Origin of the sequence: Leptospira soteropolitanensis (assembly GCF_026151655.1) — a bacterium.
GTDB classification, from domain to species: domain Bacteria; phylum Spirochaetota; class Leptospiria; order Leptospirales; family Leptospiraceae; genus Leptospira_A; species Leptospira_A soteropolitanensis.
In genome coordinates, this window is the sequence record NZ_JAMQPN010000002.1 from 539,131 (window position 1) to 560,838 (window position 21,708).

Genomic DNA, 21,708 nt, shown 5'->3' on the forward strand with positions numbered 1-21,708 from the left:
TTCTATCCTGTACAAAGAAAAAACTAAAATCCGTTTATGCGAAAACAAATTCTACTAACGGGAGTTTTTTCTCTCCTGATTTTCCAGATCGCCTGTCTGAACCCAGAACAGGAAGAACCACACCGGTTCCGCCAAGGGGTTCTAGACATTAGTGACCTTACTTTCAAAGAAGATACCATTGTAGACTTACAAGGGGAATGGGAATTGTATTATGGTGATTTCCATTACCCACCTTTTCACGGAGAAAAACCACTCACAGGGTATTTGGCCATCCCTAGTTCCTGGCAAGATGAGGAATTCGGTGGGGAAGAGTTACCAAGAACTGGACATGTCACCTTACGGGCGTTCATTCATATTAGCAAACAAACCGTAGGACAAGAATTACGAATTTATATCCCTGATGTTGCCTCCTCCTATCGATTTTTTGCCAATGGAATTTTGATTGGAGGACAAGGGAAACCGGGGATCAATCAATTCGATGATACTCCAAGAATCAAATCCAAATATTATACCCTAATTCCTGACAATGAAGTCATAGAACTTGTATTTCATATCGCCAACTATGATAATAATTTTGGTGGATTTTGGGCCATTCCAAGCATAGGAAATAAAAATGCTTTGGATCGGGAGAAGATGCTTGCCAATGCTCGTGAACTTTTTTTACTCGGGGCACTTGTTCTTATTGGTCTTTATCATTTTGGATTGTACTTTTACAAAAGAAAAGAAACTTCGATTTTTTACTTTGCTGTCTTTTGTTTTTTGCTGGGTATCAGACTTGCCTTTACGGGCGAAAGGTATATCTTAGAACTTTTTCCGAGTCTTCATTGGCCCACAGCCTTTCGGATTGAGTTTGCTTCTTTTTATTTTGCAGTTCCTACCTTTTTACTTTTTATCTACTCCCTGTTTCCCAAAGAATCCAATCCAAAATATGTACGTTCTGTACTCATTGCCAGTATCGCTTTTTCTTTTACACTATTTTTACCGATATCCGTATTTACGATTTTATTGTATGGATTCCAAGTATTGGCATTTTTTACCATTGGTTATGTCATTCATATCAACTTAAAGGCAGTGTTTAACAAAAGACCTAATTCCAAATTATTTTTTTTAGGACTTCTTATTTTAGCATTTTCCGTTGCCTTTGATATTTTGCGCCACAGTGTGAACAACCGAGGGATAGGTCTGACACCTTATGCCCTACTTTGTTTTATTTTTATCCAATCGCTGATTCTCTCTAGCCGGATTGCCAATGCTTTTATCCGAGCGGAAGAACTCGCGGAAAGTTTGAAGATTAGCAATGAATCACTTCTTGCTGTGACTGAAAATTTGGAACAAATTGTTTCAGAGAGAACATTTCAATTAAACTCTTCTTTGAATCGCATCAAAAAAGACCTCCTCCTTGCCAAAAAAATCCAACAAAAGATCCTTCCAGAAGATGGAATCAAATTTGAACATTTGAAAATCCATCTTTATTTCCAACCACAAGGAGAAGTGGGCGGAGATTTTTATGATATCTTTGAATTGGATAATGGGACCGTTCGTTTTTTTGTGGCCGATGCCACAGGACACGGGATCCAAGCGGCTTTATATACGATGGCCATTAAATCCGAATATGAAGCCATCAAACGTTTTATTACCAAAACAGATGATTTAATGAACCATCTCAACCAAAAGATTCAGAACAAATTTTCTGGACTTAAAATTGTTTTTTCTGGATTTTTATTAGATATTGATACCAAAACAAAAACCATCTATTACTCGTCAGCGGGTCATCCCAACCAAATTTTTCAATCTTTGGGAGAACAAATCATTTTAGATCGAACCGGAAATATCATCGGTCTCAAAAAAGACCAACCCTATACACAAAAACAATTCCAAATGGCTATGGGAGATAGGATTTTACTTTTTACCGATGGGATGTTGGAACAAAAAAATGAAACAAGAGAAGAGTTTGGAATGGAACGAATCCAAAAGATACTTGTTGATTATTCTGGGAAAGAATCGGAAAGAGTGCTTGCCGAACTTGTCATCCAACTTTTCCTCTTCCAAGGGAAAGAAGAACAAGAGGATGACCAAACGATGGTTCTTATTGAATGGGAAAAAACTTCATAAAAACGTTTCCCATACTTTCATTATTTTTTTAAGAATAAATTGTCTACTCCATTCTTTTCAAATTCCGTATCATATTTTTCTGCTTCTTTTGCGACCTTCGTTTCATAATCTTCGGGACTCAGTGCTTCCAAATCCTTTGCAGATACTTTTAATTCCAAATCTCTTTGAGCAAGTTCCGTAGAAAGATCTGTCCAAAAAATATCATCGTTATATGGTTCAAGATAAGACTCAAATACTTCCTGAAAGTATTCTTCCGAGATGGTATAAAGTCCGTTTTCAGAAACGATGGGACTTTCCTTTTCCACAGAAAGTTTTTTTAAAATGGATTGAATGAATTCGTCCACAGATGGGTCTGTTTCTTCATGGGGGGAATTACTAACCCATTCGAATACGGCAAGAGCATTCAAAAGGTGTTTTGTTTCTTGAGGATTTAGTTCTAAATTCATGATTACCTACTTTGTTTCCATAGAAGTGGGAATCCTTAGTCTAGGCAAATCAAAGAATGACTGTCGACCTGTTTTCCTTATAGTTTTGATAGATTTGGTCCACGAGAAGACGAAACGTAGGATCTTCTTTGAGAACCTCCAGTTTTTCTTCCAAACTTAAAACAGAAAATTTAGGATACAAAGCTTTTGTGACAGCAGGCTTCATACCCAATAAGTAAACAAACGATTAGTGGTGTCAAGAAAAAAATACTAAACATACGTCACGTATTTATGTCTCGATAAACTTTAGTGATTCGTTTTACACCGATCTCCAAATCATCTTTGTCCAAAAAACTAAAATTCATTCGAAAATAACAGGAAGAACGCCTCGCAGGAGAAAACTCAGACCCAGGGACCATTGCCACACCAGAAGCCAAACATCGATCCATAAATTCTTTGGAAGATACTTTCGGGTAATCCACCCAAAGGAACATTCCACCTTCGGGGTTAGAAAACTGAGCTTCCGGAAGGTATTCGTTCAAAAGAGAAACCAGGATTTCTTTTTTTTGAGAATAAAATTTTTGAATCGAATGAAGGTGACCTTTCCAATCCAATACATTCAAAAGTTTAGAAACAACAACTTGCGAAAATTGATTGGAATTCAAATCGTTTCCCTGTTTGATCGCAGTAAAAAGAGGTTGGTACACTTCTGGCACTACTGTCCAACCCAAACGAAACCCTGGTGATAAAATTTTCGAAAAACTCCCAAGAACAAACGTAAGGTCACTCCGTTTTCGAAAGGAACTGACGGAAGGATAAATAGTCCCCTTAAAATCCAAATATCGATACGCTTCATCTTCAATGAGAATGATTTCTTTTTCATCTAGGATCTTTGCGATTTGTTTTCTTTTTTCCAAAGACCAAGTGTATGTGGAGGGATTTTGGTAGGATGGATTTGCATAAAAAACATGAATTTTGTTTTGTGATATAATTTCTTCAAACCAATAAAGGTTTGGTCCATCTGGTTCAATGGGTACACTAAAAAAATTAGGATTGTATGGAGAAAATGCCTGCAAAGCTCCTAAATACACTGGGTCTTCCAATAAAACATTGGTACAAGAATCCATAAACATCTTTCCTAAAATATCAAGTCCTTGTTGGGAGCCGTGCGTGATCATTATGGATTTGGGAGAAGACAAAGGAACATCAGTTAGTTTATTTGAAATTTCTGTTCGAAGTGGAAGATAACCTGCGGAGTCACCATACTGAAATGCAGTTGCAATATTTTCTTTTACCACTGATTCCATCACAGTATTAAGAATGTCTTTTGGAAGTAAGTTAGGATTAGGAAGTCCTCCCGCAAAAGAAAGAATATCCGAATTTTCAACAGTCAGTTTTAGAATTTCACGAATGACCGAAGTGCGAACAAAAGAAGTTCGTTTGGCAGAAAAAATACTTGGCATTTCCGTTTTCATAAGATTAGAATATCAAAAATAGATACTACTGTCCATATACAGTTATTTCAATCTATTAGTATACAGTTTCATGACAAAATACAAACAATTAGCCACCCATCTTAAAACTGAAATAAAATCAGGGTATTATTCCGAAGGAGAAAGGATTCCTTCCCTTAGAGAAATCCAAAGTTTAAAGTCATGTAGCCTCACCACTGCCAAAGAGGCCTATCGAATTTTAGAAGAAGAAGGATATATCTTTGTTGTCCCTCAGTCAGGATACTTTGTGCATCCCAACATTCGCTCAGTCATCTCTGGACCACAAAATGAATTTTATCCAGCAGTAGAAGCTGATGACCGGATCCAACAAATTATGAATACGGTGATGGATCCAAAACTAATTTCTTTTGGTGCAGCCATTCCTTCGGATTTTTATCTCCCACTAGGAGCCCTTACCACTTCTTTTAAAAAAGCACTTAGGTACAAAGAAATTTTTTCCTATGGCGACTTACAAGGAAACTTAGGGCTTAGAGAATGGATCAGCAAACGCAGTTCCCTCCAAGGATATAGAGTCAACACAGAACAAATCCAAATCACAAGCGGATGCACGGAAGCCATTACCTTTTCCTTACTGAGTACAACAGAACCAGGCGATACTGTGATTGTTCCTTCTCCGATTTATGTTGGATTATTTCAAATTTTAGAAGTACTTAGGCTCAAAGTCGTAGAAATTCCCTATAGAAAAGAGGAAGGGATCTCCACTGATGAATATGAAAAACTGATTAAACGACACAAACCAAAAGTTTTTTTATTTTCAGCTAACTTTAATAATCCGAATGGAATTCTTCTTAGTGATTTAGCAAAACAAAACTTAGCAAAAATTTCTTATTTGTATGGAATTCATTTGGTAGAAGATGATATTTATGGAGATTTATATTTTTCAGGAACTAGGCCAAAACCTTTGGTGAGTTATTTTCCTCAAGAAACCCAAGGTCCTAAGTCTTATCTTTGTTCCTCGTTTTCCAAAACCATTGCCCCTGGAATTCGGATGGGTTGGGTGGCATCCAAAACGGGAATTCGAGAATTGAGTAAACAAACAAGAGCATATAAAATCTCAGAAAACAATCCCACCCAGATGGCGGTCTTACAATTTTTAAAACTACAAACTTATGAAAGACATCTTAAATTTTTGCGTTCGGAATATAAGAAACTCACAGATGAGTATACAAAACTTTTATCCTTCCATAGTGCCGAAACCCTCGAAATTCAAAAACCAGATGGAGGATTTGTGTTATGGATTAAATCACCGTTAGATGGTGACAAACTATTAAGTGAGACCAAAAAAATGGGAATGGCCATTGCACCAGGTTCTCTTTTTGGGCTTTCTAAACATTGGGACAAACACTTTAGGATCAATGTGTCTGTTGGCGTTTCACCAAAAATTCGTGAAAAACTCATTTTATTCTCCAAGTTATTCTTAAAAAAACGAAGGCACTAACTCTCAAGTTTTTGGTTGCCAGAAGAGGAATCGAAAACAAGGTCTATACTATGTCAGAAAACACACGCAAGTATTTGGAAACTTCTCAGATCATTCCTTCAAAAGGGATGTCTTACACGATGTATGAAATTGAAGGCCAAGATACAATTTTAAGAATGCTCACCTTTATCCCAGACAATGATGAGATCCATATTTATCCCAAACCACCGGTAAAAAAACTCTATAAGCCGGAACTATGTAAAAAAGTAGAAGAAAACGAATTTTTAGGTCTTTGGACGATGGGAGAAGAGAGAAAGGTCGGAAACTAGGCAACCGTGGCCCCGGACAGAATCGAACTGCCGACACGAGGATTTTCAGTCCTCTGCTCTACCGACTGAGCTACAGGGCCTTCGGTTACGACCAAAGTATTTTTTCTGATCCCTCTGTCAACGAACCTTTCTATTTTTTGTGAGGACACTATGAAAACCCATTGGAAACAAAATACCACCTTAATCCTTTTTTTATTCTTACAAATTCATTGTGCCGCAACCCTCCACAAAACAGGAATTAGTTTAGAACGTTACAAATCCGATTTGGAAACCAAATCCGTTTTGGTAGAAGGATTACAATGGAAGTATACAGAAAGGCCGGGGACTTCGGAAACCATCCTCGCTGTACATGGATTTGGTGGAGATAAGGACCATTGGACCAGGTTTTCTCGCCACCTTACAAAAGGTTTTCATATCATAACGCCAGACCTTCCCGGTTTTGGAGAATCCGACAAACCGGAAGGAATCAACTACACCCAAGAAGCACAAGCGGACAGGCTCTTCCAATTCACAGAAACACTCGGTTTGAAAGAATTTCATATCATCGGCAATTCAATGGGTGGCGGGATTGTTGGAATTTTTGCGGCCAAATACCCGAAAAAAGTAAAATCACTGATTCTTTTCGACAATGCTGGTATTAAAAGTCCTACTCCGAGTGAAATGCAAACCATCGAGTTCTCGGGAAAACCAAGCCCCCTCCTTGTCACAAGTCCCGAAGACTTTGATAGACTTCTTACCTTTACTTTTGTCAAACCACCCTATCTTCCTGGTTTTCTAAAAACATACTTTGCTAACAAATCTTTTGCGAACAGAGAATGGAATGCTTCCATTCTAAAACAAATCAGAAAGGAAGGTTATTTTTTAGAAAAACTACTTTCACAGATCCAAGCTCCCACTCTAGTCATTTGGGGGAAAGAAGACAGGGTAATTCATTACACAGTGATGGATGTTTTGAAACAAAAAATGAAATCTAAATTGGAAACGATTCTTTTAGAAAATATGGGACATGCTCCTATGATTGAAGACCCAAAATTGTCCGCCAAACTGGTACAAGACTGGATACTGAACCTAGATCGACCAAAATAATATATCAAAAACTTTAGTATTTTTTTTCTAAATTAAGATAAAAAAATACTTGTACTTTCACGGGTTTTTTGTGTTATAAACCCGTGACGCCAAAACATAACAACAAAACATTAATAGGAATTACCGGGTCCATTGGATCAGGAAAGTCCACTGTCCTTGCTATGTTTGGTGAGTTAGGGGCAGAAACCATTAGTTCTGATGCCATCGCACGTTCTTTCACAGAACCAACAAGTCCCGTCATTGGAGAACTCGTAGAAATCTTTGGTAACTCCATCCTAGATTCAAACGGAGCTCCCATCCGCGCCAAAATTGCAGAACTTGCCTTCTCCGACAAAACAAAACTCAAAGCGCTCAATGAACTCCTCCATCCTTTAGTTCGAAAAAACTTTCTAGAATTCTTAAATTCAAGAAAGGATGGAAGCATTGTTGCTTGGGAAGTTCCGCTACTATTCGAAACCGACGCTCATACCATTTGTGATTTCACAGTAACTGTGGCAGTGAGTCCCGAAGTGGCCTGGGAAAGAGTCCAAAGCCGTGGTGGCATGGACTATGAAGATTTCCAAAAAAGAAACCTCTCTCAAATGGATTTAGAGAAAAAAAAGTCTCTCTCCGATTTTGTCGTAACGAACGATAATCAAAGGGAGAACTTAAAAGAACAAATTGTCATCATTGATTCAGAAATCAAAAAAAGGATAAAAAAATGAAAGAAAGAGTATTTTACGTAATCAACTTAGATAAACAAAGAATTGGAGTATTGTCCCTCTTTCTTTTTGCACTTTTCTTTTCTATTTTTTTCCTTGGGGTTTCTGTTGGGCGAGGGAAACAAGAAGAAGCGCAGTCTCTTCAAAAAAAGAGCGAAGAAACGCAAGGTAAGTCTGAAGTTACAGATACTACGATCCCTTCACCAACGCAAACAAGCGGAGCAGATTTGACTGCTGGCACAAACGTTGCTTCTTCTCTAGTCCAAGGAACCAAAACAAAAGAACAAACATTTGCTTCTCAAGAAATTCCAATGGCCGATGTAGGAAACCACCCTTACTTTGTAGAAACATCTACTGCTAAAGATGAGGAAGAAGAGAAAAAACAACAAATTGTAGATTTGACAAAACGCAGAGAAAAACAAGTAGTTAGCACAAAACAAGAAGAACGATTCAAAAACCTGGCTCCCACTTCGAAGGCTTCCAAATCGCAAAAACTACCTTCGCAAGTCATATCAGCCAATAAAACAGAAGGAAAACAATTTACAATCCAACTTGCTGCATTTACCAGCAGACAATCTGCGGAAACTTTTTTATCTCAACTAAAAACAGATAACAATGGTAAGCTGCCAGCTAAGTCTTTTATCGTTGTAAAAAATGGATACTTTGTAGTGCAAATGGGGAAATCCAAAGATAAGGGATCTCTTTCCAAAATTATCTCTAAAACTTCTATGCCAAAAGAAATTAAATCCAAGGCAATGGTAGTGAGTTACCAACCGTTATCATAAAAATAGAGATCGTCAAAAACCTTGGCCTTCGGCTTTCCTAAAGATTTTAGGAGAGCCTTTTTCTACCTTAACCCAAACTTCGATTCAGAAATGAATTGCAAATTCATAAGTTCGGAATTGTCTAATCCTTAGAATGGAAACAGAGGAAACTCCCCATCATAGTTTGACCTATGGAACCAGTAGGCTTGCTCCCAAAATCAGTCTTGTGGATCGCGCAAAAGAAATTGAACTGGCAGAGGAATCTGTCCAACTTCACTTACATGGAAAACTGGAAATCATTGCAGGCCAAATCCGTCGCCTAAAAGAAGAAGCAGAGCTCATCTTAAAACGTGCAGAAAAGGACATTGAACTTCACAAAGCACGCTGCCAATTCGAAAAAAAACCAGGACAAACCATTCATTTATATGAAAAAGAAAATGGTTCTTATTTTTCTCTCCTTTCTCCCAATGATTGGGGAAACCAACCTCCGCATTCCTACAGAGGCTCCTATATTATGAATCCAGATAGAAGTTTCACAGAAGTTTTTTTGGATTCCCCAAATAACACCTAACTTTGATTTCACTTATCAAACGTAAAATCAAAGTGGTCCAGAGATGGTTTGGGATTCTCATGAAGGGAGGACCTATTCGATTTGGATTAAAATCATCCAACGGTAATTGCAGAATCTGGTCCGAAGGATCTAAACTCACACTTCCCATATTTCCATCTCCGTTCAAAGAAGGAAAACTCCATAACCTTCAGATTGCCATTGAACGCATGAATCACCGCGTTTTGTATCCAGGAAAAATCTTTTCTTTTTGGTATGAAATTGGAGAACCGACAACCAAAAAAGGATACAAAGAAGGTCGGGTGATCCGAGGAGGACAAGTTAGTTCTGAAATTGCAGGTGGCCTTTGCCAATTGTCAGGGATTATTTATTATTTATCCTTAGAACTTGGTTTAGAAATTTTAGAACGTTTCCCCCACTCTCGTGATTTATACAATGAGGAAACAAGGTTTACACCTCTCGGAACAGATGCATCCATTGTTTATCCAACAAAAGATTTACGTATCAAAAACACTTTTTCTTTTCCTCTGCATTTTTCTTGGGAACTCAAAGAGTCGGAACTAAGTTTCCACGTCCGATCGGAAAAACCAATCAAACGTAAAAAATTATATTTTAAACAAACTCAAAAAAATGGAATTTCCAATGTCCAAGTTTTTGTAGATTCTGAGACAGATGGCAAACCCATACTTTATTCCTCCGATGATTACAAATTATAAAAAACCTAGTTTTGTTTTATTTATTTTTCTTTTGATTGTATCTTTACAACTGTTAGTGCAATTGAGTTCTCCTTTTGCCTTTGGAGCCGATGGATATTATTATGCAGCCCAAGTCAATTCCTACCTTACGAAAGGAAGGTTCTTTAGCCCAGATTCCTCTCCTATTTTATATGGACTGGTTTTATTTTCAAAACTGGGAACAAACATCGTCATAACAAACAAAGTTTTTGTATCATTACTCGTAGGATTTTTGTTTTTAGCAGGTTACAGGTTAGCCGTATCATTAACTGAGAATTTTTTCCTATCCATTCTTTTGGGATTGATCCTTGTCTCTTCTTCCTTTATCCCTCATTTTAGTTTTAACTTTATTAAAAACCTAGGTGGGATCGTTTTTTTTATCTTATTTTTAACAGAACTTTGGATTTTAGAAAATCAAGATAACAAAGACAGACGCATCAATTATTTTCGATTGGTTCTATGTTTTGTTTTGGTTTTTCTCAGTCATAAAATCACTGCAGGTATTTCTTTTTTCCTTTTGTTACCTTTCGTTTGGAAACAGATTCCCCTTTCCAAACTCTATCGTATCCTAATCCTTTTTGGTTTACCTCTTAGTTTGATTGGACTTGGTTTTATATTTCCCAATATTTTACACTGGAAAGACTTAAAAACAGTTTTATTGGAAGATTTAGAATTTCAGTTCCTTTCTCCGTTTTATAAATACTCACAGATCTTTCCTGAATTCCTTTTCGAACAAATTATTTTCTTTTTCTCACCAATAATTTATTGGATCACAAGACCAAAGCTAAAAAATGAATCAAAAGCATTTTATGATAAGCTGATTATCTTATTTTTCCTTCTATCACTGCCAGTCTTTAGTTATAGGGCTTTTAGTTTTCCCTTTCGTTTATTCCTTTTGATTTTTATACCTGCAATCCTTTTGCTACTCCCTGCTCTTTCAAAAATCAAATCGATATTGATCATTGGAATCTTATGTTTGTTATTATTTTTTTACCAGTGGTTTACAATGAACCGAGAGAAAAATTTTAATAACCAAGACTATAAACTTTATTCGATTTTACTTCCCTTATTGCAAATTCCAAAAGAATCGCTAATCATCGCTCACCAAGGTTTTGATTATTTTATTTGTTACAACAAGGCTGGAGACGCCTTTCATTTTTTACCAGAAGAGAAACATAAAAATAGGCCTATTTTTAGGATCGCGTATGGAGTTTCTGCCTCCGAGTATAAAAGATACCTTCCTCTCGAAACCAAAATTCAATTTTTACCAGGATTTTATTCTGTTTTGGAAGAAGAGAAATGGCAGGAGTTATTAAAACAACTGCCAACTGAATCGAAAAAAAGAATTTTGAATTGGAAAAACCCTCATACACACCGAACGAATACGATGTTACGAAATGAATCCTTTAAGGAGCAGAATAAGAAGATTTAGTAAATGCATATTCACTTTTACAAATTTCTTCTTTTTCCTTCTTTTCTTGCATTAATAATAATTTGTCGCCACAAACGGCAAAGTAAATATTTTCTTTTCCAACCACTGGATATGTGCTTAAAGAAACCAAATGCATATCCGAATCAGAGTATTCAAAATAAGCATTATTGTAGGCCGTTCGTTCTTCTTCCGTTTGTGGAAATTGGATAAAAACCGATGGACGAACCAACCTAAATTTTGTATCAAAAACCAAATGGTCTGAATATACTTCAAACACACCTTCCAACTTTTCATTGATACCAGAATAAGAATTGAATTTTCTATAAACAAAGTTTTCCCCATCGAACTCAATTGTATCTGTACATTCCATTCTTTCGGGGAGTTTACAAAATACAAAATTTCCCTGAACTGCGGCAATCATGGCATCTCGAGATTCTACCTTTGTATTAGAAAGATATCCGCCGAAGACCCAACCAGTGATTTCCTTAGATTGCACTTTGTACCAGTAAGCAGTAAGTCCATCAATCTCCATATCATTCTCTGAACGTTCTAAAACTTTTACTTCATCACCTAGTTTTAGTTTTCCCACTTTTTCCCCATCTAAATTAGGTGTTTTTCTCGCATTGAGGACAGTAGCAGAAATAAATGCATTTTTACCCACTTCAATTGTCGGTGACTTTTTACATTGAAACAAAACAAGACAGGTAAAAATAATTAGAAACAGTTTCTTCATGAAAGAAAGATTGGCTTTGGGGAGAAAATTTGGCAAGAAAAAATGTGATTCTTAGAAGAAAGAAAACCACCTAACAAAAAAAGGTGGTTTTACTCAAAAACAACTTTATTTTATAAAAAGAGAAGCTAATGAAGAAAGCTGAGAAGTGATGTCACCTCCAGGTTCTTTACCATCTGGTGAAAGTTTATCAATAACAACAGGCAATAAACTTCCAATAAGTCCTGCCGTTTTTTCCGAGTCTAATCCCACTTTTTTGGCCAATTCTTGTACGGACTCACTCCCTAAAACCTTTAAAACATCGGAAGCTTCTAAATTTACGTTCTCTCCCGTTCCAACCCAGGAAGCAGCCGCCTCCGCAAATCCTTTGTCTTTGAACTTTTGGACAACTCCGGAGACACCGCCATTCTCTTCTATGATCTTTTGGATTCCAGATATGACTTGGGGATTGTTTTGGACTAGCTCTACTGCCTGAGCTGCTACGGCTTTCAAATTTTCAAAAAAACTCATAGGTAAACTCTACTTTTAAAAAAAAGTAAAAGAAAGTTTTTTTTTAAAATCAATGTAATCTTTTCCAAGTATTTTTCATTAAAGAAAACAGTAATTTATTGCATTCCCACTCCTTAAGCCAAAACATCAATCCAATGTTAGTTGTGACAAATCATGGAAATTAGATCATCCAATCCACTTTTGAACTTAAAACATTTAGCCTTAGGGCTCTCACTTTTTCTATTTAATTGTTGGGCCAATCCCCTCACCCATCCTTCCATTGAATGTTTGATGAAGTTACAAAATTCACTTTGTCCGGATAAAAAAATTTTAGAAAAATGGTCGCCTTACCTATTTTTAACACTCCTTCCCGAATCAACCGTAACCATTTCGAACCTGGCAAATCACTCCATTGTGGAAACTGGTTTTGTTGTCGGAACGGTTGCTTCTGGTCATCCATACGTCAATGTTTGGACCGATGATATTCTACATACCCAAGTGCCCGTCATCGATGGCACCTGGCGTTATGCCCTTCCGGCAAGAGCGGTCACAAATACTTTCTGGACGTATGGAAGTCTTCATACCATCTCAGTTCATTTGCCTTTCGAAAGACCAAAAACCATCCAGGTCCGAATGGGAACCAATCATGATACAAATGGAGATGGTTATCCCGATTTGATTGTATCGGCTAGCCCTGGCGCTGGATCTCAAGGATATGCTTATGTGTACCAAATTGATCCAACAACCAAACTTCTCTCACAAACACCGAACACAACCTTAACAGATGGTCAAACCAATAATACATATTTTGGATCCAAGATAAGCTCTGGTGACTACAATGGAGATGGATATGCAGATATTTTAGTGGGTTCTCAAGCTTATGGACTATACCCAGGAAGGGTTTATCTTTTTTTAAGTAGTGGCCAATCTAGAATCACTTCACAAAATTTAACTACAGCGAACTTCACTTATATTTCCTCAGTCTCGGATAATTTTGGAAGCCATTCGGTCGTGGGCGATGTCAATGGAAATGGCTACCAAGATTTAGTAGTTGGAGCCCCATTTTATTCATCAAAGTTAGGACAAATCTATGTATTTCTTTCCAATTTTGGAAACTTATCTAATATTCCACAGCAGAATCTCCCTGCTCCGTTAGATATAGCCAGTTGTCCAGGTGTAAATGCTTGTCAGTTTGGAACAAGTATTGTTTTGGATTATTTTAATTCTGATAAGTGTATTGATCTTGCAGTTGGTGCTCCAACTTTTAATACCGATCAAGGAATCATATTTGTATATCATTCCACCTGCGATCCCATCAACCCATATAATACTCCTGTTGCCACATTGAAAGGCCCACTAACAACGAGTTGTTATGGCAATAGTTGTAAATTTGGAGGAACCCTGGCTTCTGGCGATACCAATGGAGATGGATTGCCTGACTTACTGATCGGAGCAACCGGTGCCAGTTCCGGGATTGGTGACGTTTACTTAGTGTTAAACGATCAAATTTCAGGATATCGCAATATGGATTTAAGTGCTGGTGGGTCTGCCGATAGCCTTTTTTCTGGCTTTGCTACCGGTACCAATTTCTCGCAAGGACTACAGTTCCAAGACACCAATGCGGATGGCCTACAAGATATCATCATCTCGGAACCTACGACTACAAATCGAGTCTACACATTTCACAGTGTGCGCGGTGGTGCTCCAACAAACCAAAATCTAAATAACGGCGGAGTGACAAGCCAAACACTTATTCCCCCAGCAGGGACTTCTTTTGGAAATTCCTTTGCAGATTTGAGTAGAAAGGCAAAGATATATCTTTGGGCTTTGGTTGAAAAAACAAAAGAGTATTTTGGAATGATTTAATAGAGGATCGGATCTTATTATCTCTTTGTCCTACGCACCATCGTTATGTGCTTGAAAATAGAATGCAATCTCCGAATAAAATTAAATGTAGACGTTTGGTGCCAATGGCAACTCGATAGAAAAAAAGAACCATCTTGATGCGATTCCAAGATTCAAAAAAACTATTCCTCCTTTTATACATTACATTTTTAGGATGCAGACTCCCTATCAACAATCCCAATACAAGTCTCACCATATCCAAAAAAGAAACCTACACTTCAATCAAAGCTATCAGTTGCCTGTTTGATCCTTTTCGCTCTGGACTCTTTACAGAATTAGGGAATGATGAGGATCCAAGCCCTGATGCCCATAACGAAACCATATATTATGAAAAAAGAGCAGAAAGTGCCTGTCTACGCAGTATCCTTGCGATTCCGTGTCCTTCTTACCCGATCAACACAACACAAGCCACATCTGAAATGGTGGCGCATATCGCTGTGAACCGATCACAAAATTGCACCTTTAAAGTGGCTCGTTTTTTTGAATTCGAAAAACCACTCTATGGAAATTTTTAATATCACAGTACAATCGAATATTCTTTTATTCGTTTTTCTAGGTATCCTTTGGATCCTAAATGATTCCGTTTTAAAAATTTTGTTTCCCGGATTGGTTACAGGGAAAATTTCAGATGTCATTGGACTTCTATTAACACCCCTAATTCTAACGGGCATTATATCCTTATTTCGAAAAAAAGAGAACCTTTACAGAGTATTTTCGGTTTCTTTATTTTTCACTATTTTATTGTTTTTATTCATTAACCTATCGCAATCAATTAACGATTCCTTTTACAAATTCATTAACTCAAATGAAAAAATGAATTTAGCCGACAGATCTGATTTACTTTTGTTACCATTCTCTTTTTTTACAGTTTATTTTTTCAAAAAAACAAAGCCATTTTTTAAAATTCCAAACCTTCGTAAGTTACCGATTCTTTTATTTCCTACGCTTGCATTAATCAATACATCCTACCCAACGGGAAGATCAGACCTCATTTCTATAATTGGACTTCTCAGTTTGGCCACTGATACAATCATCCAACTAGACCTCAAAGAAATAACTGTAGCAGACAATAATTATACATTCCAATTTCAATTCATAGGAATGAATAACGAAAGCAGTGCACGAATATCTGAAATCCCCGACCCAAATTCCCATTGTTCCAATCCAGAAAAACCAACAATAGATTTCGGAAACAGAGAAAACAAGGATATCGAAGTGGGTAAATTTCAAAACTATATAATCGAAATTTCAAAAAGCCAAAATTTCGAAACTATTGTGAAAACTTCCGACTGCAATAATACAGCCTGCATTATCGATCTTCAAAGCCTAGGTTCTGGGAAATTTTTCTGGAAAGTTCGTGTTAGATATTTATATAGAAGAGAGTGCCAATTGTACCTAGAAAATTTTTCGGTACCCCAAGAGGTTCATTATTTCATGAAATGAAAGAACTTCCCCACTGTTTACCGTTATACTGCCAATGAATCAGTTATTTTGTTTGCCAGGTTCCGAAAATTTCCCCATTCTGACTTTTATGAAAATTAGCAAACTAATTCTCCCTCTTAGTATTTCTTGGTATTTTTAGCACTTTGTTAGGTGCTTGCTAGAAGTCAAATGATGGAAATGACGATACCATTTTAACTCTTCTTCTGCTTCAGGCAACTGCGGCAACTCCTTGCACCACTAGATGTCATATATATCTATCAGAAAAATACGGTGGCGCACTTGGGATTGGTGGGATCAAAGGATCAGATGCAATTTGCAATGGTGATATTAACCGGGTAAAAGGAAAAACCTATAAAGCTATGATTTCTGTTCCCTGGTCGAGAGAAATCACTGGCAGCGCAACCGGTACACCGACTTACACAGACTGGGTGCTCAAGGCTAATACTTTTTATTCAAATAGCACAGAACCTTCCAATACGACAGGTTCTACGACAAATGCCAACTGAATCTTCCGGGATTCAAATGTGACGATGCAAATGAATTTTCCTCTAGGTACGAATGGAACGACTTTCTGGACTGGGATCACAATTACTGGTGGAAACTTTGCCAATGGAGACAATTACACCAACTGGTCGACGATCGGTGCTGGGGTCAATGGTCAGGTTGGCGTTGTCGGAGCCAGTACAACGACACTGGTTGATGCAACTACAAATGTATGTAACGTATCTAATCGTGTTGTTTGTGTAGAACAATAAACAGAAGGTTTCTAGGAAGCTTGAGTGATACCAGCTTCCTCTTTTATGAATAGACAGAAATTCTTTTTCTCTATGAAGAAGAATTTCTAGGTTCCTGAAAAAGTAAGTTGAGATTCTATATCTCAGTTAACATGCTTTAATTTCTAATTTTACTGTTCTTCGTATACTTTAATCTAAAAGTTTAGAAACGATTTACTTTATCATTTAATACACCGAATACCATATACATCCCTCGGTTTAACATTAACGGGCCCACTCGGATAACTGCGACCGTCGTAAATATAAAGATAATACTACTTGTCTTGACCAGCGGGTGTTGAAGACCAGTAGTATGCATGCGTCATTCTTACTCCATGATTTTGTAACCTTCGATTTATAGGCTGATTTAAGCTCTTCGATGCTAGGAAGTCGCATACCTATACGTTTACATCTTTTTTTAGCATCTAGAAATACATCCGTTCCCTGGTCTGCCGACCATTTTGGTTCTGAAACTATCTGGATTGTTTCCTCCCCAGGCGAAACAAGAGGACTTTCTGCAGTTTTCGTCGTTGAACAAGAGAAAATAAAAAGAATTTGTATTAGGGTAATTGAGATGAATGGCTTCATCTCTTTATTGGAACGAAACTGCAAAGAATAGTCGAATTAATTTTTACCTTATCGCTGGCTCTAAAGGAATTTACCTTTCATATCCCACGGGATCAATGATTTGTGCCTCCAATTTGCGATTATATTTTTTTTCATATTCCTTCACCCATTTATCCATTTCTTCTTAAGAAACATTTTTCCAACGAAGAAGCATAACACCTTTTAAGGAAGGAAGTCCAAGCATACATTTTAAACTTTTCGGACTCAGCAAAGTATCGCTTAATCGAAGATATGTTAACTTTTGAGCTTTTTCAGTGAAGTTACAAAATTGGCCTTCAGATATTGGATCAATTCCTTCATAGGCAAAAGAATCGAGATTCGGAAGCTTCGCAAAGCATTCCAAATCGAGTTCATCAAATTTCGAATTATAAAATTCAACGGAAATTTTCTTTGAATTAAGATACCTTGCTATGCGACATATTTGCAGATTGTTAAGTTTTGAATTTGATACTCTAATCCTTGAAATTTTAGAGCCATGACATGATTCAAAATTTTGAAGTAAAAAGTCTTCAATCTTGGCTTTAAAAAATTTTAGTTCTAATGTTATTGTTAATTTGCCTATTAAATCAATATCTCCTTTCCTAAAAATTGTAGTCTCCCTCACGGTAATCTCATGAACAGTTTCATTATGATCATTAATATAATTTGAATAAGCATACTTTCGAATCCGCAATTCATTCAGAGTTTCATTAGGATCAATTTTTGGGAAATCAGTAGTGATATTACATGAAAAAACAACGAAACCAACAATTATAAATAATCCAGTCTTTATTTTATTAATATTCTTCATTATTTCTTTATATAGTCGAATGTATAGGGTGCATTTTCTGCATATTTGTTATCGATCGAATCGCGAACTATGAATGAAGCCCCCACATTGTTTGGATCGAATTTCGTACCATTCGCATTCGATGCAGGATCAATTACTGTGTAGGTCTTTCCATCTGGATCCCTCTGTAAAGATATTGTATGGCCTTTTCCAGTCCCATCATCTTTTACTCGTAGAGTAATGGCTTCGGGTCGATTTTCTTTAAGAAAATCACCAATGATTTTATAACCAGCTTGCCTATCACCTTGCGGCAAGGTTCCACTTTCTGGTAACCTCACCATTTTTCCATCTGAATATTTATATATGACGTTAGTTGTACTCAGTGTCATATCTTCCTTGTTTATAAGATCAATATCCGAAACTTCTTTGATGAATTTATCAAAATCTGGAATTGAATCTCCCATTATTCTTTTTAACATCCCCCAATTTGCAAATGCAACACACCATTTGCTTCTTAGAACCTCAGCTGTACTAGGGGAATTGATAGAATTGTCTATATTTGTCGCTGTGATTCGGGACGGTTCAATCGCGCCTTGGTAAGCATCGGACTTTGCTATTTGTTCATAATAACTTGGATTTTTATGCTGCCACATAGAATCAAGGGCATCAATTTCTGCTTTGTTTTCTTTCAGTTTGTTTGCTAGGAAATCATCGGCAGCTTTTTGTCGTTCCGCAGGATCTGCTTTTTGGTTTATAATCGCAATCATACTTTTTCGGTGGTTAGGCTTTTACAACTGATTCCTGATTTCCAAAATTCTTGCTTTAAAGGGTTTCAAAGGAACATGAACTGAATTCCAAATAATATCATCACCACCAATTTCCAGAATCCTTTCGACCGCCCGCTTGCGAAGAATATCCGTTTTGTATTGTTGAAGTCCAAGAACATCTTCTTAAAAAAGATAAATTTCATCGACTGAAGAAATAATATCGTCAAGAATAACAATTGTGTCACGCGGCATAAATCGTTTCGCTTAAAATTTGGTCTTTGATTCTCATTTTGATCGATTCTTTAATCACTAAGTCGATCCTTCTATGAAAAGTATCCTCTAGATAAATTTTTAAATCCATATAATTACGAAAGTTTTTTTGATCGGGTATAAATTCCACTAGAATGTCAATGTCACTTTCTGAATTAAATTCGTTTCTTGCGAACGATCCGAACAAACCAATATACAATACTCCAAACTTTTTTAGAGAATCTATGTTTGTTGTTAGTAGAGAAAGAATTTGGCTTTTAGATAAAGATGACATTCTGGCCCCTTTGTCTAAGATTTAGATAGTGCGACAACTCTTGACAAGTCAACTAACGAGGATTGTTGATAAGAATCATGAGCACTAAAAAAGGAACTTCAATCACATCGAATATGGTTACATCCTATATAGATTCTGCTCCAGGACTTGACCTCTCCGCTGCAAACACTTCCTTGTGTTTGCTACGCTTCGAGGCACGGCTCCCTTCGTCGCATGCCATCCGGGCATGCTCTATGTTATGATTGCTCCCTATGGGTCGCAACCATAACAGTCTCAGGGAACTGTTCAAGTCCCTTAGGCTTTGTCGTGATTTGAATGTTTCGATTGATTTCAGGAAAGTGTTTTTTGCGGGCGGGCCGAATATCCCCCAAGCCGACAAATACCCTATCACTACCCTCCTCTAATAACCTCCTCTCTAATCCTGAACTTAATCTATTCTTCAAACTAAAAACCCTTCATATTCTCAAGACTCTTTACCCTAAGTCTTGTAATTGTGAGAATCCAAACTTAGTTTTCCTCAAGTTAAAAAAACTAGACTCAATCGCTAGATGTTCTTCATGCCATAAGATGATTTCTATTACTTCCAAAACTCCATTCCAAAATTACAAATCAAACCTAGCTTACATTAGTTTTATAATTTGGGACATGGTGAATCAGTATCCAAAGATTATGACCTCAAAAGAAATTTCTAGAAAGTTAAACTTACCATACAAGACAGCTTACTTCTTGAAAAAGAGAATTCAGGTTATGTTCTCACAGTTAAATGAATCACTTAAAACAAAGTTATATGAAGAACTTAAAAATTCTGATGATTCAGAGAAAAAACCAATTGCTGTAGCTGACTCAGTTGTTCTATATTCATCATCAATTAGAGCCAATAAACACAGGTCTAGACGCTTCAAGACTGGAACCGCTTCTATCTATTTGAGTAATAGTCTAGGAGCTGGTCAATGTGGAACATTGGTTCACACGGTTGGCATCAATGGAGGTATGACCTTTTACAAAAGTATTCCACTTAACAACCAACATTATCTAGAGAAGGACTTAGATGATAAGCTTCCAAAAAACGTGACGCTTTACACAGACGAGGGATACAAATTTATATGGGATAGACCTAACCACAAAATGGTCAATCATTCTCGAAAGAGTAATGATCCGAGATACAACCTAAGTCGTGAAAGGTGGGTGACTAAGGAAGGTGTGAGTTCCAACGGAGCTGAATCACGGAACAACATACTCAAGCAATCCTTCAGAAGTTATGGCTATGTGTCTCCTAAGTGGAGTCAGTTGTATCTTGATGAGATTAGTTTTTTGGGGAATGCCAGGTTCGTTCCCGAACTAAGGGATTTACTGAGCCTAAAAGAGGGGGATTCTGTTGGCTTTGGTAATTCCTTCTGCGGGCGGAGGGACTTGAACCCCCACGCCTCACGGCGCCAGAACCTAAATCTGGTGCGTCTGCCAATTTCGCCACGCCCGCATTGTGGTTGTATAAGCAGGTTTTTGTACTAGGTAAATCTGTCTAGTACGATTTTACGATTCACTTGCCTTTGTTTCGAAATTTTATTCTCATGTCAGATACTGGTAGGACAAGTCCCATGAACATTCTGGAATTTATGCAAAATATCTCTACGCAAGTGTATTTGCGAGGGGATGTGATCTTTCGCGAAGGAGATCCTCATGATGGAAGCATGTATTGTGTGATGAGTGGGATGTTTGCTGTCACCAAACGACTGCCAGATGGAAGCCAAGAGATCATTAAAGGGCTTGGGCCTGGAGAATTTTTTGGAGAACTCTCCCTTCTCACAAGAAGGCCTAGGGCCATGACCATAAGTGTAGTATCTACCAATGCACGAGTCGGAATTTTAAGAGAAGACCAATTCGAAAAATTAGCCCGCATCAATACACATTTTTTGTTTCAACTCACCAAAAGTACTGTAGAAAAACTCCATAGGGCGGAAGCCAGGCTTACCGAATTGGATAAACTTTTAGAAGAAATCAAAAAGGAAGAAGAGAAATGAACGTAGACCATTTACGAAAGTACATCACCGAAGTAACGATTGATCATTTCTCTGAAGGCACCAAAGTTTTTTCTGAAGGTGAGGACTGTAACGGAAGAATGTTTTTTGTATTTGCAGGGGAACTCAAAGTTTTCAAACGAAAAGCAAGTGGAGAAGACCATTACGTTCGCAATATCAAACCGGGTGAATTTTTCGGGGAGATGGCTCTTGTGTATCCTTCCCCAAGGGCTGCTACCGTTGTAGCTACCGCAGAAGACACAAAAGTAGGAATCATCACCAAAGATATTTTTTTCGCAATGGGAAAAGAAAGTCCCGGATTTTTATCTGTCATTCTACATAGCATCATTAATCGCCTAACATCTGTCGAAGATATGATCACAGAAAGACAACAAGAATTACATACAATCATCAATGGAATGCCATCCCTACAAGGGGAGCTTACTTCCGTAGATTCAGTCATCCCTATTGCGGAGAATACACAGGATTCTCCGCCCCAAGAAGACAAAGCCTAGGAGGAATCCCGATTCCTTCTTGACTTTCCTTTTAAAAATAAGTTGACTA

Annotated in this window: 22 protein-coding genes, 2 tRNA genes and 1 pseudogene; 15 read left to right on the top strand and 10 right to left on the bottom strand. The window is 37.3% G+C overall.

Annotated features, from left to right (window positions below):
* Positions 1-36: 36 nt before the first annotated feature.
* A complete protein-coding gene (locus ND811_RS07265) occupies positions 37-2,112 on the top strand; it encodes a PP2C family protein-serine/threonine phosphatase (protein WP_265351417.1) in 2,076 nt (691 codons plus the stop codon).
* A 20-nt stretch (positions 2,113-2,132) separates the two neighbouring features.
* Here the strand turns inward: ND811_RS07265 and ND811_RS07270 are convergent, their stop codons facing one another.
* Genes ND811_RS07270 through ND811_RS07280 form a run of 3 tightly spaced genes read right to left on the bottom strand, consistent with a single transcriptional unit; the run spans position 2,133 to position 4,012 of the window.
* Positions 2,133-2,558 carry a hypothetical protein gene (locus ND811_RS07270; RefSeq protein WP_265351418.1) on the bottom strand — a complete coding sequence of 142 codons (426 nt, stop codon included), beginning with the start codon at positions 2,556-2,558 and terminating at the stop codon, positions 2,133-2,135.
* 49 nt (positions 2,559-2,607) lie between these two features.
* On the bottom strand, positions 2,608-2,763 hold the full coding sequence (locus ND811_RS07275; protein ID WP_020777551.1) for a hypothetical protein: 156 nt from the start codon (positions 2,761-2,763) through the stop codon (positions 2,608-2,610).
* Between the two features lie 55 nt (positions 2,764-2,818).
* Positions 2,819-4,012 (bottom strand): aminotransferase-like domain-containing protein, encoded by a 1,194-nt coding sequence (locus ND811_RS07280; RefSeq protein WP_265351419.1) that lies wholly within the window; start codon positions 4,010-4,012, stop codon positions 2,819-2,821.
* Positions 4,013-4,082: 70 nt separating this feature from the next.
* Here ND811_RS07280 and ND811_RS07285 point away from each other — a divergent pair, with 70 nt between their 5' ends.
* Positions 4,083-5,489 (top strand): aminotransferase-like domain-containing protein, encoded by a 1,407-nt coding sequence (locus tag ND811_RS07285; protein WP_265351420.1) that lies wholly within the window; start codon positions 4,083-4,085, stop codon positions 5,487-5,489.
* Positions 5,490-5,539: 50 nt separating this feature from the next.
* Entirely contained in the window at positions 5,540-5,797 is a 258-nt protein-coding gene (locus tag ND811_RS07290) for a hypothetical protein (RefSeq protein WP_004788896.1), read from the top strand.
* A gap of 7 nt (positions 5,798-5,804) precedes the next feature.
* On the opposite strand, the gene ND811_RS07295 is transcribed toward ND811_RS07290, so the two are convergent.
* Positions 5,805-5,877: transfer RNA gene (locus ND811_RS07295), tRNA-Phe, on the bottom strand.
* 70 nt (positions 5,878-5,947) lie between these two features.
* On the opposite strand from ND811_RS07295, the gene ND811_RS07300 reads away from it, so the two are divergent.
* The 6 genes from ND811_RS07300 (at position 5,948) to ND811_RS07325 (ending at position 11,082) form a co-directional block, all read left to right on the top strand.
* Positions 5,948-6,883 (top strand): alpha/beta fold hydrolase, encoded by a 936-nt coding sequence (locus tag ND811_RS07300; protein ID WP_265351421.1) that lies wholly within the window; start codon positions 5,948-5,950, stop codon positions 6,881-6,883.
* A gap of 83 nt (positions 6,884-6,966) precedes the next feature.
* Entirely contained in the window at positions 6,967-7,587 is a 621-nt protein-coding gene (coaE, locus tag ND811_RS07305; RefSeq protein ID WP_265351617.1) for a dephospho-CoA kinase, read from the top strand.
* Positions 7,584-8,369 carry an SPOR domain-containing protein gene (locus ND811_RS07310; RefSeq protein ID WP_265351422.1) on the top strand — a complete coding sequence of 262 codons (786 nt, stop codon included), beginning with the start codon at positions 7,584-7,586 and terminating at the stop codon, positions 8,367-8,369. The genes coaE and ND811_RS07310 overlap by 4 nt, the downstream gene beginning before the upstream one ends.
* A gap of 133 nt (positions 8,370-8,502) precedes the next feature.
* Entirely contained in the window at positions 8,503-8,919 is a 417-nt protein-coding gene (locus ND811_RS07315; RefSeq protein ID WP_265351423.1) for a DUF2452 domain-containing protein, read from the top strand.
* Positions 8,920-8,921: 2 nt separating this feature from the next.
* A complete protein-coding gene (locus tag ND811_RS07320; protein ID WP_265351424.1) occupies positions 8,922-9,632 on the top strand; it encodes a VanW family protein in 711 nt (236 codons plus the stop codon).
* Positions 9,589-11,082, top strand: coding sequence for a hypothetical protein (locus ND811_RS07325; protein WP_265351425.1), 1,494 nt, complete (start codon positions 9,589-9,591; stop codon positions 11,080-11,082). Before ND811_RS07320 ends, ND811_RS07325 begins: the two co-directional genes overlap by 44 nt.
* Here the strand turns inward: ND811_RS07325 and ND811_RS07330 are convergent.
* Together ND811_RS07330 and ND811_RS07335 are read right to left on the bottom strand one after the other, a co-directional pair.
* Positions 11,057-11,815 carry an SH3 domain-containing protein gene (locus ND811_RS07330; protein WP_265351426.1) on the bottom strand — a complete coding sequence of 253 codons (759 nt, stop codon included), beginning with the start codon at positions 11,813-11,815 and terminating at the stop codon, positions 11,057-11,059. The two genes, ND811_RS07325 and ND811_RS07330, sit on opposite strands and share 26 nt — an antisense overlap.
* A 105-nt stretch (positions 11,816-11,920) precedes the next feature.
* Positions 11,921-12,322: a YidB family protein gene (locus ND811_RS07335; protein WP_265351427.1), complete on the bottom strand. Its 402-nt coding sequence runs from the start codon at positions 12,320-12,322 to the stop codon at positions 11,921-11,923.
* A gap of 153 nt (positions 12,323-12,475) precedes the next feature.
* Here ND811_RS07335 and ND811_RS07340 point away from each other — a divergent pair, with 153 nt between their 5' ends.
* From ND811_RS07340 to len, 4 genes and pseudogenes are all read left to right on the top strand, one after another.
* Positions 12,476-14,167: an FG-GAP-like repeat-containing protein gene (locus ND811_RS07340; protein ID WP_265351428.1), complete on the top strand. Its 1,692-nt coding sequence runs from the start codon at positions 12,476-12,478 to the stop codon at positions 14,165-14,167.
* Between the two features lie 137 nt (positions 14,168-14,304).
* Complete coding sequence (locus ND811_RS07345; RefSeq protein ID WP_265351429.1) at positions 14,305-14,721, top strand: hypothetical protein; 417 nt, start codon at positions 14,305-14,307, stop codon at positions 14,719-14,721.
* Entirely contained in the window at positions 14,708-15,649 is a 942-nt protein-coding gene (locus ND811_RS07350; protein ID WP_265351430.1) for a hypothetical protein, read from the top strand. Before ND811_RS07345 ends, ND811_RS07350 begins: the two co-directional genes overlap by 14 nt.
* 131 nt (positions 15,650-15,780) lie before the next feature.
* Positions 15,781-16,404, top strand: a pseudogene (len, locus tag ND811_RS19610) (Len family endostatin-like outer membrane lipoprotein).
* A 769-nt stretch (positions 16,405-17,173) separates the two neighbouring features.
* On the opposite strand, the gene ND811_RS07365 reads toward len, so the two are convergent.
* From ND811_RS07365 to ND811_RS07380, 4 genes are all read right to left on the bottom strand, one after another.
* Positions 17,174-17,839, bottom strand: a complete 666-nt coding sequence (locus tag ND811_RS07365; protein ID WP_265351432.1) for a hypothetical protein — start codon at positions 17,837-17,839, stop codon at positions 17,174-17,176.
* Complete coding sequence (locus ND811_RS07370; RefSeq protein WP_265351433.1) at positions 17,839-18,585, bottom strand: hypothetical protein; 747 nt, start codon at positions 18,583-18,585, stop codon at positions 17,839-17,841. The genes ND811_RS07365 and ND811_RS07370 overlap by 1 nt, the downstream gene beginning before the upstream one ends.
* A gap of 241 nt (positions 18,586-18,826) precedes the next feature.
* Positions 18,827-19,129, bottom strand: coding sequence for a nucleotidyltransferase family protein (locus ND811_RS07375; RefSeq protein ID WP_265351434.1), 303 nt, complete (start codon positions 19,127-19,129; stop codon positions 18,827-18,829).
* Positions 19,130-20,524: 1,395 nt separating this feature from the next.
* Positions 20,525-20,606: transfer RNA gene (locus ND811_RS07380), tRNA-Leu, on the bottom strand.
* Between the two features lie 118 nt (positions 20,607-20,724).
* Between ND811_RS07380 and ND811_RS07385 the strand changes: the two genes are divergently transcribed.
* Positions 20,725-21,147, top strand: a complete 423-nt coding sequence (locus ND811_RS07385; protein ID WP_135570006.1) for a cyclic nucleotide-binding domain-containing protein — start codon at positions 20,725-20,727, stop codon at positions 21,145-21,147.
* The gene (locus ND811_RS07390; protein WP_265351435.1) at positions 21,144-21,659 is read left to right on the top strand and encodes a Crp/Fnr family transcriptional regulator; all 516 of its coding nucleotides are present in this window, start codon (positions 21,144-21,146) and stop codon (positions 21,657-21,659) included. The genes ND811_RS07385 and ND811_RS07390 overlap by 4 nt, the downstream gene beginning before the upstream one ends.
* Positions 21,660-21,708: the final 49 nt, after the last annotated feature.